Genomic DNA, 17,726 nt, shown 5'->3' with positions numbered 1-17,726 from the left:
ATCCGGCCTACGACGCGCGCCGGGCCACTACCCGGCAAAAACAACAAAACACTTTTTTGGCCAACTACGGGTCAGGGCTAACTGTTGCCTGAATAAGGGTAAAAACATGACGAATTTAACCTGTTTCAAAGCCTACGATATTCGCGGCAGGCTCGGCGAAGAACTGAATGAAGAGATTGCGTGGCGGATTGGTCGCGCGTACGGCGAGTTTCTCAAGCCGAAAACCATTGTGCTGGGCGGCGACGTGCGCCTGACCAGCGAGGCGCTGAAGCTGGCGCTGGCGAAAGGGTTACAGGACGCGGGCGTTGACGTGCTGGACATCGGCCTGTCGGGGACCGAAGAGATCTATTTCGCCACCTTCCACCTCGGCGTGGATGGCGGGATTGAAGTGACCGCCAGCCATAACCCGATGGACTACAACGGGATGAAACTGGTGCGCGAAGGCGCACGTCCCATCAGCGGCGATACCGGTCTGCGCGACGTGCAGCGCCTGGCGGAAGCCAACGACTTTCCGCCGGTGAACGATGCGACGCGCGGAAGCTATAAGCAAATCACGCTGCGTGACGCCTATATCGACCACCTGTTTGGCTACATCAACGTCAAAAACCTCACGCCGCTGAAGCTGGTCATTAACTCCGGTAACGGCGCGGCAGGCCCGGTGGTGGATGCCATCGAAGCGCGCTTTAAGGCGCAGGGCGTGCCGGTGGAATTGATCAAAGTGCACAACATTCCTGACGGCAATTTCCCGAACGGTATTCCTAACCCGTTGCTGCCGGAGTGTCGCGCCGACACCCGTAATGCGGTGGTTGAACATGGTGCCGATATGGGCATCGCGTTTGACGGCGATTTCGACCGCTGCTTCCTGTTCGACGAGAAAGGGCAGTTTATCGAGGGCTACTACATTGTCGGCCTGCTGGCGGAAGCGTTCCTCGAAAAACAGCCGGGCGCCAGAATTATCCACGACCCGCGTCTGTCCTGGAACACGGTGGATGTGGTAACGGCAGCGGGCGGCACGCCGGTGATGTCGAAAACCGGCCATGCCTTCATCAAGGAACGGATGCGCCGCGAAGACGCCATCTACGGTGGAGAAATGAGCGCCCACCACTATTTCCGTGATTTTGCCTACTGCGACAGCGGGATGATCCCGTGGCTGCTGGTGGCGGAACTGGTGTGTCTGAAGGGGCAGTCGCTGGGTGAACTGGTACGAGACCGGATGGCGGCGTTCCCGGCGAGTGGTGAAATCAACAGCACGCTGGATGAACCGGCGGCAGCGATTTCGCGGGTGGAACAGCACTTCGCCGGTGAGGCGCTGGCGGTGGACAGAACGGACGGCATCAGCATGTCGTTCGTCGACTGGCGCTTCAACCTGCGCTCCTCCAACACCGAACCGGTGGTGCGCCTGAACGTGGAGTCTCGCGGGGATATCCCGCTGATGGAAGCGCGAACGCGCACTCTGCTTACGTTACTGAATCAGTAAGGTCAGATCTCCCCTTACTCGTTAACGGGTAAGGGGGGCTAATAACAGGAACAACGATGACAAATCTAAAAAAGCGCGAACGGGCCAAAACCAATGCATCGTTAATCTCTATGGTGCAACGCTTTTCAGATATCACCATCATGTTTGGCGGGCTGTGGGTCGTCTGCAAAGTCAGTGGATTGCCTTTCCTGTATATGCACCTGTTGGTGGCGCTGATCACGTTGGTTGTTTTTCAGATGCTGGGCGGCATAACCGATTTCTACCGCTCATGGCGCGGCGTCAAAATTTTCACAGAACTAACCCTTCTGCTGCAAAACTGGACGCTTAGCCTTGTCTTTACTGCCGGTCTGGTCGCGTTTAACGCCGATTTCGATAACCGTCTCGCCATCTGGCTGGCGTGGTATCTGCTGACCAGCGTCGGGCTGGTCTTCTGTCGGTCGTTTATCCGCTACGGTGCGGGCTGGCTGCGTCATCGTGGCTATAACACGCGCCGGGTGGCGGTCGCGGGCGATCTGCCTGCCGGACAGTCGCTGCTCGACAGCTTTCGCAATGAACCGTGGCTGGGCTTTGAAGTGGTCGGCGTCTATCACGACCCGAAACCGGGTGGCGTAACGTCCGACTGGGCAGGGAACCTGGAACAGCTGGTTGAAGATGCCAAAGCGTCGCGGATTCATAACGTCTATATCGCCATGTCGATGTGCGACGGCGCGCGGGTGAAAAAACTGGTGCGCGAGCTGGCGGATACCACCTGTTCGGTGATCCTCATTCCGGACGTGTTTACCTTTAACATTCTGCATTCCCGTATCGAAGAGGTGAGCGGCGTGCCGGTGGTGCCACTGTATGACACGCCGCTGTCGGGTATTAACCGTCTGCTTAAGCGTGCGGAAGATATTGTGCTGGCATCGCTGATTCTGTTGCTGATCTCCCCGGTGCTGTGCTGCATTGCGCTGGCGGTGAAGCTGAGTTCGCCGGGGCCGATTATCTTTCGTCAGACCCGCTATGGCATGGACGGTAAACCAATCAAGGTGTGGAAGTTTCGCTCGATGAAGGTGATGGAAAACGACAAGGTCGTTACGCAGGCGACGCAGAACGATCCGCGCGTCACCCGCGTGGGGAACTTCCTGCGTCGTACCTCGCTGGATGAACTGCCGCAGTTTATCAATGTGCTGACCGGCGGGATGTCCATCGTCGGGCCGCGCCCGCACGCGGTGGCGCATAACGAACAGTATCGTCAGCTGATTGAAGGCTACATGCTGCGCCATAAGGTCAAGCCGGGGATCACCGGCTGGGCGCAAATCAACGGCTGGCGCGGTGAGACCGACACGCTGGAGAAAATGGAAAAACGCGTGGAGTACGATCTGGAGTACATCCGCGAGTGGAGCGTGTGGTTCGACATCAAGATCGTTTTTCTGACGGTGTTCAAGGGTTTTGTCAACAAAGCGGCGTACTGAGGAACGGTTATGAGCTTACGTGAAAAAACCATCAGCGGTGCGAAGTGGTCGGCTATCGCCACGGTGATTATCATCAGCCTGGGGCTTATCCAGATGACGGTGCTGGCGCGGATCGTCGATAACCACCAGTTCGGCCTGCTGACCGTATCGCTGGTGATCATTGCGCTGGCCGATACGCTGTCTGACTTCGGTATTGCCAACTCCATTATTCAGCGCAAGGAGATAAGCCATCTTGAACTGACCACGCTGTACTGGCTGAACGTTGGGCTGGGGATTGTTGTCTGTGTGGCGGTCTTCCTGCTTAGTGATGTGATTGGCAATGTGCTGCATAACCCGGATCTGGCGCCGTTGATTAAAACGTTGTCGCTGGCGTTCGTGGCGATCCCGCACGGACAGCAGTTTCGTGCACTGATGCAGAAGGAACTGGAGTTCAACAAGATTGGGATGATTGAAACCAGCTCCGTGCTGGCGGGCTTTACGTTTACCGTCATCAGCGCCCATTTCTGGCCGCTGGCGATGACCGCCATTCTTGGCTACCTGGTCAACAGCGCGGTACGCACGCTGCTGTTTGGCTACTTTGGTCGCAAGATCTACCGTCCGGGCCTGCACTTTTCGCTGGCGTCCGTTTCGTCGAATTTGCGCTTTGGCGCGTGGCTGACGGCGGACAGCATTATCAACTACGTCAATACCAACCTTTCCACGCTGGTACTGGCGCGCATTCTCGGGGCCGGTGTCGCGGGGGGCTATAACCTGGCGTACAACGTAGCGGTGGTGCCGCCGATGAAGCTCAACCCGATCATCACCCGCGTGCTGTTTCCTGCATTTGCCAAAATTCAGGACGACACACAGAAGCTGCGCGTGAACTTTTACAAGCTGCTTTCCGTGGTGGGGATCATTAACTTCCCGGCGCTGCTCGGCCTGATGGTGGTTGCCAATAACGTCGTGCCGCTGGTCTTTGGTGAAAAGTGGAACAGCATCATTCCCGTGCTGCAACTGCTGTGCGTGGTGGGGCTGCTGCGCTCGATCGGCAATCCGATTGGTTCGCTGTTGATGGCGAAAGCGCGTGTGGACATCAGCTTTAAATTCAATGTTTTTAAAACGTTCCTGTTCATCCCGGCGATTATTGTTGGCGGGCATATGGCGGGCGCCATCGGCGTGACGCTGGGCTTCCTGCTGGTGCAAATCATCAACACCATTCTGAGCTACTTCGTGATGATCAAACCGGTGCTGGGTTCCAGCTATCGTCAGTACATCCTGAGCCTGTGGCTGCCGTTGTATCTCTCACTGCCAACGCTGGCGGTGAGTTATGGGCTGGGCATTGCGCTACAGGGGCATCTGTCACTGGGCGTGCTGTTGGCGACACAGATTACCGCCGGTGTCCTGGCGTTCGCGGTGATGATCGTGCTCTCGCGCCACCCGCTGGTGGTGGAGATGAAGCGCCAGTTTTGCCGCAGCGAAAAAATGAAAGCCCTGCTTCGCGCAGGTTGAACCTTACCGCCGCCATCCGGCAAAACCATGCCTGATGACGCTGCGCTTATCAGGCCTACAGGCGCATGGCGCTTCGGTTATCGGACCGGCAAATAACGTTGTAGGCCGGATAAGGCGATAGCCGCCATCCGGCAAACCATGCCTGATGACGCTGCGCTTATCAGGCCTACGGGACGCATGGCGCTTCGGTTCTCGGACCGGCAAATAACGCTGTAGGCCGGATAAGGCGATAGCCGCCATCCGGCAAACCATGCCTGATGACGCTGCGCTTATCAGGCCTACGGGGCGCATGGCGCTTCGGTTATCGGACCGGGAAATAACGCTGTAGGCCGGATAAGGCGATAGCCGCCATCCGGCAACGATTTTACGAGGGTGAAATGAAATTACTGATTCTGGGCAACCATACCTGCGGCAACCGTGGCGATAGCGCGATTCTGCGCGGCCTGCTGGACGCCATTAACCGCCTCGAACCTGACGCGGAAGTGGACGTCATGAGCCGCTACCCGGTGAGTTCGTCCTGGCTTTTGAATCGTCCGGTGATGGGCGATCCGCTTTTTTTACAGATGAAACAGCACAACAGCGCGGCTGGCGTGGTGGGGCGGGTGAAAAAAGTCCTCCGCCGTCGCTACCAGCACCAGGTGCTGCTTTCCCGCGTTACCGATACCGGCAAGCTGCGAAATATCGCGATTGCTCAGGGCTTTACCGACTTCGTGCGTCTGCTCTCGGGCTATGATGCCATCATTCAGGTGGGCGGTTCGTTCTTCGTCGATCTGTACGGCGTCCCACAGTTTGAACACGCGCTGTGTACCTTTATGGCGAAAAAACCGCTGTACATGGTAGGCCACAGCGTGGGGCCGTTCCAGGATCCTCAGTTCAACCAGTTGGCTAACTACGTTTTCGGTCACTGTGACGCGCTGATCCTGCGCGAATCCGTCAGTCTGGAACTGATGAAACGCAGTGAAATCACCACGGACAACGTTGAACACGGCGTGGATACCGCGTGGCTGGTGGATCATCACGAGGCGGACTTTGAACCGGGGTATGCCGTTCAGCACTGGCTGACGGTGGCAGCGCAGCAGAAGACGGTGGCGATCACCCTGCGTGAACTGGCTCCGTTTGATAAACGTCTGGGCACCACTCAGCAGGCTTATGAGAAGGCCTTCGCCGGTGTGGTAAACCGCATTCTGGACGAGGGGTATCAGGTTATCGCGCTGTCCACCTGTACCGGCATCGACAGCTATAACAAAGACGATCGCATGGTGGCGTTGAATCTGCGCCAGCACGTCAGCGATCCGGCGCGCTACCACGTGGTGATGGATGAACTGAACGACCTTGAGATGGGCAAGATCCTTGGCGCATGCGACCTGACGGTCGGTACGCGCCTGCACTCCGCGATTATCTCGATGAACTTCGCAACGCCTGCGATTGCCATTAACTACGAACACAAATCGGCAGGCATCATGCAGCAGTTGGGGATGCCGGAGATGGCGATAGATATTCGTCACCTGCTGGATGGCAGTCTGCAAGCGATGGTGGCGGATACGCTGGGACAATTACCGCAGATCAATGAGCGTCTTGCACAGGCGGTGCGTCGCGAACGCGAGCAGGGATACCGCATGGTGGAATCGGTGTTAACACGCATCGGGGAGGGGAAATGAAGGTCAGCTTCTTTTTACTGAAATTTCCGCTGTCGTCGGAAACCTTCGTCCTCAATCAAATTACCGCGTTTATCGATATGGGCTTTGACGTTGAGATTGTCGCCCTACAGAAAGGCGATACGCAAAATACGCATGCCGCCTGGGAAAAATATGGTCTGGCGGCCAGAACACGCTGGTTGCAGGATGAACCGCAGGGACGCCTGGCAAAACTGCGCTCTCGGGCAATAAAAACGCTGCCGGGGTTGCACCGGGCGGCAACGTGGAAATCACTTAACTTCACCCGCTATGGTGATGAGTCGCGTAATCTGATCCTCTCGTCGATCTGTGCGCAGGTGAGTAAACCGCTGCGTGCGGATGTCTTTATCGCTCACTTCGGTCCGGCAGGCGTGACGGCGGCGAAGCTGCGCGAGCTGGGGGTCATTCAGGGCAAGATTGCAACGATTTTCCACGGCATCGATATTTCCAGTCGGGACGTCCTTAATCATTACACACCGGAATACCAGCAACTGTTCCGCCGTGGCGACCTGATGCTGCCGATTAGCGATCTCTGGGCTGGACGGCTGAGAAGCATGGGCTGTCCTCCCGAGAAGATCGCCGTTTCGCGAATGGGCGTGGATATGACGCGCTTTACGCACCGGCCGGTGAAAGCACCCGGCACGCCGCTGGAGATTATCTCTGTTGCACGACTGACCGAGAAAAAAGGGCTGCATGTGGCGATAGAGGCCTGTCGCCAGTTGAAGGAGCAGGGCGTGGCGTTTCGCTATCGCATTCTGGGCATGGGCCCCTGGGAGCGACGGTTGCGTACGCTGATTGAGCAGTATCAGCTTGACGATGTGATTGATATGCCGGGCTTTAAGCCCAGCCATGAAGTGAAAACGATGCTGGATAACGCGGATGTCTTTCTTCTGCCGTCGATCACCGGTGCGGATGGCGACATGGAAGGGATCCCGGTGGCGCTGATGGAAGCGATGGCGGTGGGGATCCCGGTGGTCTCTACCGTTCACAGCGGGATCCCGGAACTGGTGGATGCCGGAAAGTCCGGTTGGCTGGTGCCGGAAAACGATGCCCGGGCGCTGGCGCAACAGCTCGCCTCGTTCAGCCAATTTGACCGCCGTACGCTGGAACCCATTATTCAGCGCGCGCGTGAAAAAGTTGAACATGATTTTAATCAGCAGGTGATCAATCGTCAGTTGGCCTGCCTGCTGCAAACGATGTAAACCGAGGTTGTATGCCAGAGAAAACACTCTCCCGACGTACCTTCCTGACGGCAAGCTCCGCGCTTGCCGTACTTCCTGTCCTCCATTCTCCCTTTGCCCGCGCTATTGCGTCCCGTAAAACCGTCAACATTCAGGATTACGATGCGAAAGACTGGATTGCCTCGTTTAAACAGGCCTTTAACGACGCCGGGACCGTCGTGGTGCCGGCGGGACTGGTGTGTGAGAACATCAATACCGGTATTTTTATCCCGCCGGGTAAAACGCTGCATGTGCTGGGCCGTCTGAGCGGCAACGGGCGCGGTCGCTTTGTGCTCCAGGATGCCTGCCAGGTGACTGGAGAGAAGGGCGGCAGCCTGCACAATATCACGCTGGATGTCCGCGGTTCCGACTGCGCAATTACCGGTCTTACGATGAGCGGTTTCGGGCCGGTGACACAAATTTATATCGGCGGGAAAAAGCCGCGCGTGATGCGCAATCTGGTCATTGATAATCTCACTGTGACCCAGGCCAATTACGCGATACTGCGCCAGGGGTTCCACAATCAGGTTGACGGTGCGCGTATTACTCACTGTCGCTTCAGTGATTTGCAGGGGGACGCCATCGAATGGAACGTCGCGATTAACGACAGCAATATCCTGATTTCCGACCACGTGATTGAACGGATCAACTGTACCAACGGTAAGATTAACTGGGGGATAGGCATTGGGCTCGCGGGGAGCACTTATGACAACACCTATCCCGAACAGCAGACGGTCAAAAACTTTGTGGTTGCCAACATTACCGGATCAGATTGTCGGCAACTGGTGCATGTCGAAAACGGCAAACATTTTGTTATTCGCAATGTTAAGGCGAAGAACATCACCCCGGATTTCAGCAAGAAGGCGGGCATCGACAATGCGACAGTTGCCATTTACGGCTGCGATAATTTTGTGATTGATAATATCGACATGGTCAACAGTGCCGGGATGCTCATTGGCTATGGCGTGGTCAAAGGGAAATATCTCTCCATCCCACAAAATTTCAAACTCAATAATATCTCCCTCGATAACACGCAGCTTGAATACACATTGCGCGGCATTCAAATTTCGTCGGGTAATGCGACCTCTTTCGTTGCACTGACCAACATCGAGATGAAGCGGGCGACGCTGGAGTTGCACAATCAGCCCCAGCATCTCTTTCTGCGCAATATCAAGGTGATGCAGGAATCAGCAACCGGTCCGGCGCTGAAAATGCACTTTGACCTGCGTAAAGACGTACGCGGCAAGTTCATGGCAAAAGACGACACGTTGCTGTCGCTGGCGAACGTGCACGCGGTGAATGAGAAAGGGCAAAGCTCAGTGGATATCGACCGGATAAACCATCATGTAGTGAATGTTGATGCGATCAACTTCCGGCTACCGGAGGGGAGGGGGTGATTTGCGACCATTCCTGGCAAAACCGGTCCATACTTAAGATTATGGCTACTGCAATTTAACACCGAGCGGCGTAGCATCAGTCACAAAGCAGCAATGATTTCCTCAACTAATTCATGCTGGCTAAAACGAGTCAAAAGGCTATAATTCAGCAACCATTTACAGGTGGATGAAATAATGAGTAATTTGAAAGCAGTTATACCGGTAGCGGGTCTGGGTATGCACATGTTGCCAGCCACCAAGGCAATTCCCAAAGAGATGCTGCCGATCGTCGACAAGCCAATGATTCAATACATTGTTGACGAAATTGTGGCTGCAGGGATCAAAGAAATCCTCCTGGTGACCCACGCGTCTAAAAACGCCGTTGAGAACCATTTCGACACCTCTTATGAACTAGAGTCACTCCTTGAGCAGCGCGTGAAGCGCCAACTGCTGGCGGAAGTGCAATCCATTTGTCCTCCGGGCGTCACCATTATGAACGTGCGCCAGGCGCAGCCGTTGGGGTTGGGTCACTCTATTCTTTGCGCGCGCCCGGCAATTGGTGATAACCCTTTTGTAGTCGTACTGCCTGATATCGTCATTGATAGCGCCAGTGCCGACCCACTGCGTTATAACCTTGCTGCGATGGTTGCGCGCTTTGAAGAAACAGGGCGTAGCCAGGTGCTGGCGAAACGTATGGCGGGCGATCTTTCAGAGTACTCTGTTATCCAGACGAAAGAGCCGCTGGATAATGAAGGCAAGGTGAGCCGCATCGTCGAGTTTATCGAGAAACCGGATCAGCCGCAGACGCTGGATTCCGATCTCATGGCGGTAGGGCGTTATGTCCTCTCTGCGGATATCTGGGCCGAACTGGAAAGAACCGAGCCAGGAGCCTGGGGCCGTATCCAGTTGACTGATGCGATTGCAGAACTGGCGAAAAAACAGTCTGTTGACGCCATGCTGATGACCGGCGACAGCTACGACTGCGGCAAGAAATTGGGCTACATGCAGGCGTTTGTGAAATACGGACTGCGTAACCTGAAAGAAGGGCCGAAGTTCCGCAAAGGTATTGAGAAGTTGCTTAGCGAGTAATTATTCAGTCCTGCTAAGCGTGCGGATCCCCAGTAGCGGCAACAGATCATCCCGAGTGAAATGAAATTCATCAGGGATGAGAGTTGCCGTTTTTGCTTTTAAAAAGCATCCAAATTACAATGAGTTATATGTTGTGCTTTTGGACAGGCTGAGAAGGATTTCTGCTTGTTTCTGAGGACGATTAAGACGACAATTAACGATGCTTCATATGTTTTGAAATCACATCGTTTGTTTAAAATCTAACCACGCAGGCATTCACAATTTGATGCGCTCAGTGCACAGGTAGCTGTTAAGCCTGGGGCGGTAGCATTCCAAACAGTAAGATACTATGGTCCTTAAAAATATAGTGTGGCAGTTATTTGAGAAGATCGTGAGGTTGACGTTGACGGTCTTTGTTAGTGCTCTTTTAGCCAGATACCTTGGACCAAATGGCTTTGGCCAATATAATTTTTTAAATGCTCTTATTTCAATTGCGTTAGTTGTAACATCTCTTGGTTTTAACCGTATTCTGGTTAGAGAATCTACAGGATGCAAAGAGGAAAATGAACATATTGAATTAATTTCAACAGCATTTTACTTGAGATTATTGGCTTCATTGGTCGTTTTCGTTGTAATGTCATGGTTCTTTATTAATACCGATGGCCAAAATGCCTTTATATATTCAGTAGCGTTGACATCCATTATTTTTGTTTCCTTTGATGTAATAGATTATCACTTACAAGGGCAATCGATATTTAAAATTGCTACCAGTTGCAGGATTATCAGCTTTCTTATAGCTTCGTTATTAAGATTGTATCTGGTAGTAATTGAAAGTAACATAGCTTATTTCTATGCGACAATCTTACTTGAATATGCAATTGCAGGCATACTGCTGTATTTTATTGCCAGGTTCAGGTATTCGGATATCGCAAAGATCAGTATTAGAAAGATAAGCTTGGTCAAAGCTAAAACTTTATTAAATGAGTCCTGGCCTGAAATATTTGCCGGCTTCGGCGCGATAGTGTTTATGAAAATGGACCAAATAATGCTTCAGTATATGCTGGGTCCAGCAAGTGTAGGTATTTACTCAGCAGCTACAAGAATTAGTGAAGCATGGTACTTCTTACCAACGGCAATCGTCGCAGCAACCTTTCCTGTTTTCATGAAAAAATATAATGAAAGAGAACATGATCAAATTGTCCTTATACATGATCTTGGCTATGTAATGTCTCTGTTGGTATGGCTGTCAATTTTTGCAGGCATTGGTATTTCACTTTTGGGTGATCGTGTAATTGATCTACTATTTGGCCATGAATACAGTCAAAGTGGAGATATTCTTAAGCTACATGTATGGGGCGGGATATTCTTATGCATGGGGATAACGTCAGGTTCATGGTTAGTTGCTCAGAAGAGATTGAAACTTAATCTCTATCGGAATCTTTCAGGCCTGGTGCTAAATTTCTTTCTAAATATAATTCTTATACCTGTTTATGGTGTGACCGGAGCTGCAATCGCAACAGTTTCTGGTCTTGCTCTGGCTTTCCTCTTTTTTGATTTGCTAAATAAAGAACTACGAAAAATGTTCATTATAAAAATACAAGCTTTTTCTCCATTTCAGTTAATTAAATCTATTAAATTCTTTTTAAATATGAAGTGATGCCATGAAAATTACAAATATTATCGAGCGAATTAAACCTCTATTTATTGATGGGACAAAAGATCTCGTCAAACCCGTCGTAATACAATTCCCTGTAATTGATATTTGCAATTCTCGTTGCCAAATGTGCCGTATCTGGGAGAATAAAAAAAGCAATGATATCACAGTAGAACAATTAAAGCAGGGATTGAAAAATGAACTATTTAGCGAAGTAGCTTCGATAGGATTTAACGGTGGCGAACCTACACTGCGAGACGATCTCAGTGAAATAGTAGAAACTTGTATCGAATCACTTCCAAAATTAAAACAAATTTCTTTGATTACAAATGGATATAAATATCTCCAAGTCATTGAGCAGATAAAAAAAATTGGAGCTTTAATAGCATCAAAAGAAATCTATTTTGATGTCATGGTTTCACTTGATGGATTTGAATCGGTTCATGACAGAGTGAGAGGAAGGACAGGTAACTTCAAAAACTCCCAACATGTATTAGAATTCTTAAAAACAGCCGACTATGTGAGCAATATAAGAATTGGTTGTACCGTAATCAAGGAAAATGCATTTCATTTGCATGATCTTTTTGAATACTGTGTCAAAAATGATTTATATATTAAATATAGGCAAGGTGTTCCGCACAAACGTCTATATACTGAAAATCTCATCGAACCCTATGCATTAACTTTTGAAGAAAAATACGAATTTGTCGAGTTCCTTGAAGGATTAATTGAGCATTACGAAACTAGTTTGATGCAAAAATACTTCTATCGCTCGCTGATTGGACAGATAATTTATAACAAACCAAGAACTGCAGGATGTGACTGGCGACATCGTGGTGCTACTATCACTGCAAAAGGTGAGTTGGCATTTTGTGCTGTTGAAAGTAAAACACTGATGGAAGATATCTCTCAGGGGGATGCTAATAAAATTTATTTCCAGCATGAGCCACATTTAAAAGATATTATTGCTAATAAATGTGACAATTGTCATCATGACTATGTAGGGATGCCAAAGCCGGAAGAATATCGAAAGATATTTATGGAAAATATTAATGAAAGATTCAAAATAAAAACGACTCTTAAACGATTGCCTGGTTTTTCTGCTGTAAATAATTTTAGGAATATGCGTAATTATTCCAAAATGTTAGATAACTACCGCAACACGAAAGCAGTCGCTAATATTAAGCTTAAAGGCAATAACAAAGTATTAATCTGTGGTTGGTATGGAACCGAAACACTAGGAGACAAAGGCATTATTGCGGGTGTGATTAACTCGATGAGAAAAATCTATAATAATGACGTCACTTTCTATGTTGCTTCGTTATTCCCGTATGTCACCGAGATGACTCGGCGCCAAATGGTAGAGTTCAAAAATTGTCATATATTAACAATAGAACAATCTATTGCCGTTGCACCAGATATGGATTGCGTGGTATTCGGCGGCGGACCGCTTATGGCAATAGATGCAATCGGCCCTATGCAGGTAATATTTGAAAGAGCAAAACAAGCTGGTGTGAGAACTGGCGTTACTGGCTGTGGCGTAGGTCCACTAGGCGACAAAAGATATAACGACAGTATCAAGCATATTTTGGACCTTTCTGATTTTAGAATTTATCGTGATGAAAAATCCAAGTTAAATGCGATATCACTTGGTGTCGATGCACATGAGGATCTGGTTGCGGAAGATCCTGCATTCACCTGGTTGAAGTCTTTCCATGACAACTATATTTCAGTGCAGGATGAGCAGATCAATCAAGACAGTTCTGAAAATAAAACATTGCTTTTAGGGTTACGCGATTTTCCATGGAAAGAATACGCGAAACATCTCTCAGAGGATGAATGTATAACTATCAAGGATAATTACGAGAGAGCAGTGGTAGCTGCACTTCAAATGCTAATATCTAATAATAAAAATATTATTATTAAACCTTTACCGATGTGTACTAACCACTTTGGATCTGATGACAGATGGTTCTATCGTAAATTATTTAGACATACGACCATTCCAGCAGAGAATATAGATTTCTCTCTATGTGGCAGAGAGATGGCACCTGTCGAATATTGCAATGAGTTTATGAAAGCTGATGGTCTGCTCGCAATGCGTTTCCATTCTCTGGTCTTTGGACTTTCGTTAGGTACCCCTTCACTGGCACTTGATTATACTCTTGGCAAAGGAAAGGTTAAGTCGCTGGCAGAACGGTATGGGGTTGATGTAGTCTCTTTATCGGATATTACCGCAGATAAAATTGTTGCTGGAATTAATGAAATTTTCAACAAGCCCCGTCAACAAAACAATAAGCAAATTCTTGATAATCTTACTTTCTTTAAATCATTGAACTCAGTTATAGGGAAGTAAAAATTGAAAGTTTTACACGTATGCTACAGTGACTTTGACGGTGGAGCTGCTAAGGCAGCGAATCGGTTGCATCAGGCCCAATTGAAGGAAGGTATTAATAGCTCTATGCTAGTTGTTAACAAAGTTACTGCAGATAAAACAGTAATATCAGTTAACAAAATGAGTATGATTAGAGTTAAAGTAATTTCTTTAGTCTCAAGGTTTTTACTTTCAAAATTTAAAGATAGCAATCCGGTAAAGCATTCATTAAATATTATCCCAACCGGTGTTGGAAAAATAATCAATAATCTGAATCCAGATGTTGTGAACTTGCATTGGATCGGTGATGGTATGATTTCAATCGGTGAAGTGGCAAAAATAAAAGCCCCGATTGTTTGGACAATGCATGACATGTGGGCCTTCTCAGGTTGCGAGCACTATGATAGCTATCCAGAATTATTACGCTACCAAGACAATTACACATCCAGAAAAAGTGTCAAGGGTTTCGATTTAAACCGCTATGTTTATCGGTTAAAACTAAGAAAATGGAAAAGCAAAAAAATTCAATTTGTTTCTCCAAGTAAATGGCTTGGAGACTGCGCGGCTAAAACTGAAATAGCAAAAGGGAAAAAAATTCATATCATTCAGAATACAATAGATCATTCTGTCTATATGCCCGTTAAAAAAGAGATAGCCAGAGAGCTTCTTGAACTTCCTGCGGATAAGAAAATAATTCTCTTTGGTGCTATGGCAAGCACTACAGATACCCGGAAAGGTTTCTCACTATTAGATGGGGCTATAAAGTTTCTTAGTGAAAATTATAGTTCAGATTATGCGCTCGTTGTTTTTGGCGCTGATAAGCAACCACCGGCACATAAGTATGGATTCGATATATACAATCTTGGTGTGTTTAGAGATGAGCTATCGTTGCGGTTATTATATTCAGCAACAGATGTATATGTTGCTCCATCATTACAGGATAATTTGCCCAATACAATTGTCGAGTCCTTGGCAGTTGGTACGCCGTGTATAGCCTTCAATATAGGTGGAATGCCTGATTTATTGAATGATGCAAAAATGGGGGAGTTAGTTGAAGAGATTAATTCTGAAAGTTTAGGGGAAGCGATAAATAGGGTCTTAGAGGCTGAGGCCGAACATGAATATATCAGGAATAAATCATTAGATATGCGGGCAGAGGAATATATTGTCAGTCAATATAAGATGGTGTATTCCAATGTCTGATAGAACACTGTTATTTTTATTGATACTGTCACCTTTGATCTATCTGACAGGAGGTGTGGAGCATGTCACACCTTTGTCGATAGCAAATTTTTTGAATCTTCCATCACTTTCAGCAATTAATTATCTTTCCTATTTGCTTATTATTTTTTGTTTAATTGTAGTTGCCGCAAAAGATCCTGGTAAAATAATACCACTGCTCATGCTATTTGTTATTATGGTTTCAATCCTTTTTCGTGAAAGTTCGGTCAAGGATGCAATGGTTTCATTCGTCTCTCAGTTGTTAATTATTTCACCATTGTTGCTTATGATTGGTTGTTCATTGAAAATTAAACATGAATCTCTGATTAAAATAATTAATATTTACGTACTATACGTCGCCCTGTGTATTATCTTGCATTATGTTTTCGTCTCTTATTATCTTTTAGTCGGAGTATCATTACCGAATGAAAGAGCCGTCGGAATATTTAAGAATCCCAATCATCTGGCAGTGTTTGCAATCGCTACATTGATTATCTTTTATCAGTTGGCACTGCAAGGGGTCTATACAAAGAAGAAAGTCATATCTGTAGAGTTGTTAGTCGCATTTGTTATCTATATTTCAGGTAGCCGTTCTGCGCAACTGTTTTTTGTCATGTTAATAATGTTCCATTCCTTCTTTTTTAATCGTCGACTCTTTATGTTATATGTCATGCTGTCTATATTTGGAATGATACTAATCATTTCATCAGATGTAGGAGTTGAAAAGATTGAGACTCTATTAACGAAACGTGAAGTTCATGATATTGCCGAGGCTGGCAACATGCGTATGACCATCCTCTATGAAATGCTGCATAATTTTTCTCTATCTGAAATGATTTTTGGCAAAGGAAGTGGTGAAGGTAGTGCGTTATTTATTAGCAACCAAGTTTCAAATAATGAGAAGGTTGTTTGGCTGGACAGTAATATTAATACATTAACATATACGTTTGGACCACTATTCACAAGCTTGGTAGTCGTAATATTGAGTTGCCAGATAATGTACAAAGCAGGTTTCAATATCATAAATATGTATCGCTATCTTTTTGTTGCTTATTTCATGTGGTTTATCAACATTGGCGAGTTTTTCCCAATAATATTTATGCTTTTACTGAGCACATACAAGTCACAGAGAATAAAAAATTATGATTTCAATAGTCACTGTTAATTATAACTCTAAGTCAGAACTGGAAAAAACTTTAAATACTATTGGTAATCAAAATGGCAATAATGTTATAGAAGTTATTGTTGTAGATGGTGGCTCTTCTGATGGATCACAACTTGTTGTGAAAGAACAGTTTAGCGATCTTGTTGATGTTCTAATTTCAGAGAGAGATGCTGGTATTTATGATGCAATGAATAAGGGGATAAAATGTGCAAAATTTGATTGGATTTACTTTTTGAATGCTGGAGATTGTTTTGCCTCCGATGATGTACTCTCTAAAGTAATCGAGCTTATAAAAAATAATGTTGAATACAACTTTATCTATGCACCTTATATTAGTGATGGTAAAATTGATGATTCGCAACAGTTGACTATAGATTATCTCACATCGCACATGATTAATCATCAAAGCATCTTATTCAATAAAGAACTTTTTGATGAGTATCTCTACGATACTAGTTATCGCTACTGTGCAGATTATGCTCATCTATTGAAGGCCTTTAAGCGTTTAAAAAGCTTAAAGGCCGATTTCGTAATAGCAAACTATGATTCTAATGGAATTAGTTCGTCAGAAGAAAATAAATCGAAAATGTGGAAGGAAAGATTAAGAGCAATAATTGAATCACAACTTCCGGTTGTGGAAAAATTATTACTTTCCAGGAGGGGGGTCATAGCATACCCATATCATCTAATGAAAGGATTTATTTCTCCCAATGAAAGAAAAAAATAACAAAGAGAGCATTGCTATCGCATTTTGCTCCTTATATAAAGATTGGGTGTTGCATAAAGAAAATATTATCAAATCATTTCATAACCTGAATGACGCTTTCCGTGGGAAATGTTTTTTTATTCTTTGTATTCAAGACTTCGGCGATAACACTATCGACTTAAACCTCGGATTGCAGAATTACAATGTAATTTATTTGGCTGAAGTCGGTATTTCTCTTGCAAGGAATAGATGTGTTGATGAAGCTCAGTCAATAAATTGCAAATGGATAATGTTTCATGATGCCTCTATCTATTGGACAGCTAATGCTGCAAAATTTATTTATGAACAAAGATTTTCAGAAATACCTCCGAAATTGAAATTAAGATTCGGTGAGATAAGTGACTGTGAAATTGGTAATTACGAATTTTCTATTAAAAATATCAATCCTATCTATGATACTTATGTAGGTTCAATGCTTTTAAATTTAAATGTCATCGATTCTTTACGTTTCAATGAACTACATGGACCAGGTGATAAAACGATTTATAAAAGTGGTGAGGATGTATTGTTTTCTTTTGATTACTTTTTCCAAAAAGGCAATTTTAAAGTTTGTGAAGCAAATGAATTAGAAATCTATCACCCTCCCAGATCAAGTGATTTTGAAAAACATAAGGTTTATGCCAGAGGCCAAGGGCGTGTGTTTAGGGTTTTGCTCGCCAAATATTTTTCTCTTCAGCTGGTTTTCGATAGTATTCTTTTTTTTGGGAATGCTGTTTTCAGGTGTGTTTTATTTAAAAAGAACTCTTTTACTATTCTACGTGAAAGGATAGTTGGATTTTTTGATGAGGTATAG

General features: G+C 46.7%; 13 protein-coding genes. All 13 read left to right on the top strand.

What is annotated here, in order from left to right; all coding sequences use genetic code 11:
• The first annotated feature begins 106 nt into the window (after positions 1-106).
• The 13 genes from cpsG (at position 107) to OGY35_RS23590 (ending at position 17,726) form a co-directional block, all read left to right on the top strand.
• Entirely contained in the window at positions 107-1,477 is a 1,371-nt protein-coding gene (cpsG, locus tag OGY35_RS23650; protein WP_286633627.1) for a colanic acid biosynthesis phosphomannomutase CpsG, read from the top strand.
• 56 nt (positions 1,478-1,533) lie between these two features.
• Complete coding sequence (wcaJ, locus tag OGY35_RS23645) at positions 1,534-2,928, top strand: undecaprenyl-phosphate glucose phosphotransferase (protein ID WP_152403713.1); 1,395 nt, start codon at positions 1,534-1,536, stop codon at positions 2,926-2,928.
• A gap of 9 nt (positions 2,929-2,937) precedes the next feature.
• Positions 2,938-4,416 carry a colanic acid undecaprenyl disphosphate flippase WzxC gene (gene wzxC, locus OGY35_RS23640; RefSeq protein ID WP_286633626.1) on the top strand — a complete coding sequence of 493 codons (1,479 nt, stop codon included), beginning with the start codon at positions 2,938-2,940 and terminating at the stop codon, positions 4,414-4,416.
• Between the two features lie 377 nt (positions 4,417-4,793).
• Positions 4,794-6,074: a colanic acid biosynthesis pyruvyl transferase WcaK gene (gene wcaK, locus OGY35_RS23635; RefSeq protein ID WP_286633625.1), complete on the top strand. Its 1,281-nt coding sequence runs from the start codon at positions 4,794-4,796 to the stop codon at positions 6,072-6,074.
• Complete coding sequence (gene wcaL / locus OGY35_RS23630; RefSeq protein WP_286633624.1) at positions 6,071-7,291, top strand: colanic acid biosynthesis glycosyltransferase WcaL; 1,221 nt, start codon at positions 6,071-6,073, stop codon at positions 7,289-7,291. Before wcaK ends, wcaL begins: the two co-directional genes overlap by 4 nt.
• 11 nt (positions 7,292-7,302) lie before the next feature.
• The gene (wcaM, locus tag OGY35_RS23625; protein ID WP_286633623.1) at positions 7,303-8,706 is read left to right on the top strand and encodes a colanic acid biosynthesis protein WcaM; all 1,404 of its coding nucleotides are present in this window, start codon (positions 7,303-7,305) and stop codon (positions 8,704-8,706) included.
• Between the two features lie 174 nt (positions 8,707-8,880).
• On the top strand, positions 8,881-9,774 hold the full coding sequence (gene galF / locus OGY35_RS23620) for a UTP--glucose-1-phosphate uridylyltransferase GalF (protein WP_152403723.1): 894 nt from the start codon (positions 8,881-8,883) through the stop codon (positions 9,772-9,774).
• A gap of 328 nt (positions 9,775-10,102) precedes the next feature.
• Entirely contained in the window at positions 10,103-11,410 is a 1,308-nt protein-coding gene (locus tag OGY35_RS23615) for a flippase (protein ID WP_286633622.1), read from the top strand.
• Positions 11,411-11,414: 4 nt separating this feature from the next.
• Complete coding sequence (locus tag OGY35_RS23610; RefSeq protein WP_286633621.1) at positions 11,415-13,763, top strand: polysaccharide pyruvyl transferase family protein; 2,349 nt, start codon at positions 11,415-11,417, stop codon at positions 13,761-13,763.
• A gap of 3 nt (positions 13,764-13,766) precedes the next feature.
• Positions 13,767-14,984 carry a glycosyltransferase gene (locus OGY35_RS23605; RefSeq protein WP_286633620.1) on the top strand — a complete coding sequence of 406 codons (1,218 nt, stop codon included), beginning with the start codon at positions 13,767-13,769 and terminating at the stop codon, positions 14,982-14,984.
• Positions 14,977-16,167, top strand: coding sequence for an O-antigen ligase family protein (locus OGY35_RS23600; RefSeq protein WP_286633619.1), 1,191 nt, complete (start codon positions 14,977-14,979; stop codon positions 16,165-16,167). Before OGY35_RS23605 ends, OGY35_RS23600 begins: the two co-directional genes overlap by 8 nt.
• Positions 16,145-16,894 carry a glycosyltransferase family 2 protein gene (locus tag OGY35_RS23595; protein WP_286633618.1) on the top strand — a complete coding sequence of 250 codons (750 nt, stop codon included), beginning with the start codon at positions 16,145-16,147 and terminating at the stop codon, positions 16,892-16,894. The genes OGY35_RS23600 and OGY35_RS23595 overlap by 23 nt, the downstream gene beginning before the upstream one ends.
• The gene (locus tag OGY35_RS23590) at positions 16,878-17,726 is read left to right on the top strand and encodes a hypothetical protein (protein ID WP_286633617.1); all 849 of its coding nucleotides are present in this window, start codon (positions 16,878-16,880) and stop codon (positions 17,724-17,726) included. Before OGY35_RS23595 ends, OGY35_RS23590 begins: the two co-directional genes overlap by 17 nt.

The organism is Citrobacter sp. Ct235, from assembly GCF_030332305.1.
Classification (GTDB): domain Bacteria; phylum Pseudomonadota; class Gammaproteobacteria; order Enterobacterales; family Enterobacteriaceae; genus Citrobacter_A; species Citrobacter_A telavivensis.
This window is presented reverse-complemented; position numbering and strand designations above follow the sequence as displayed.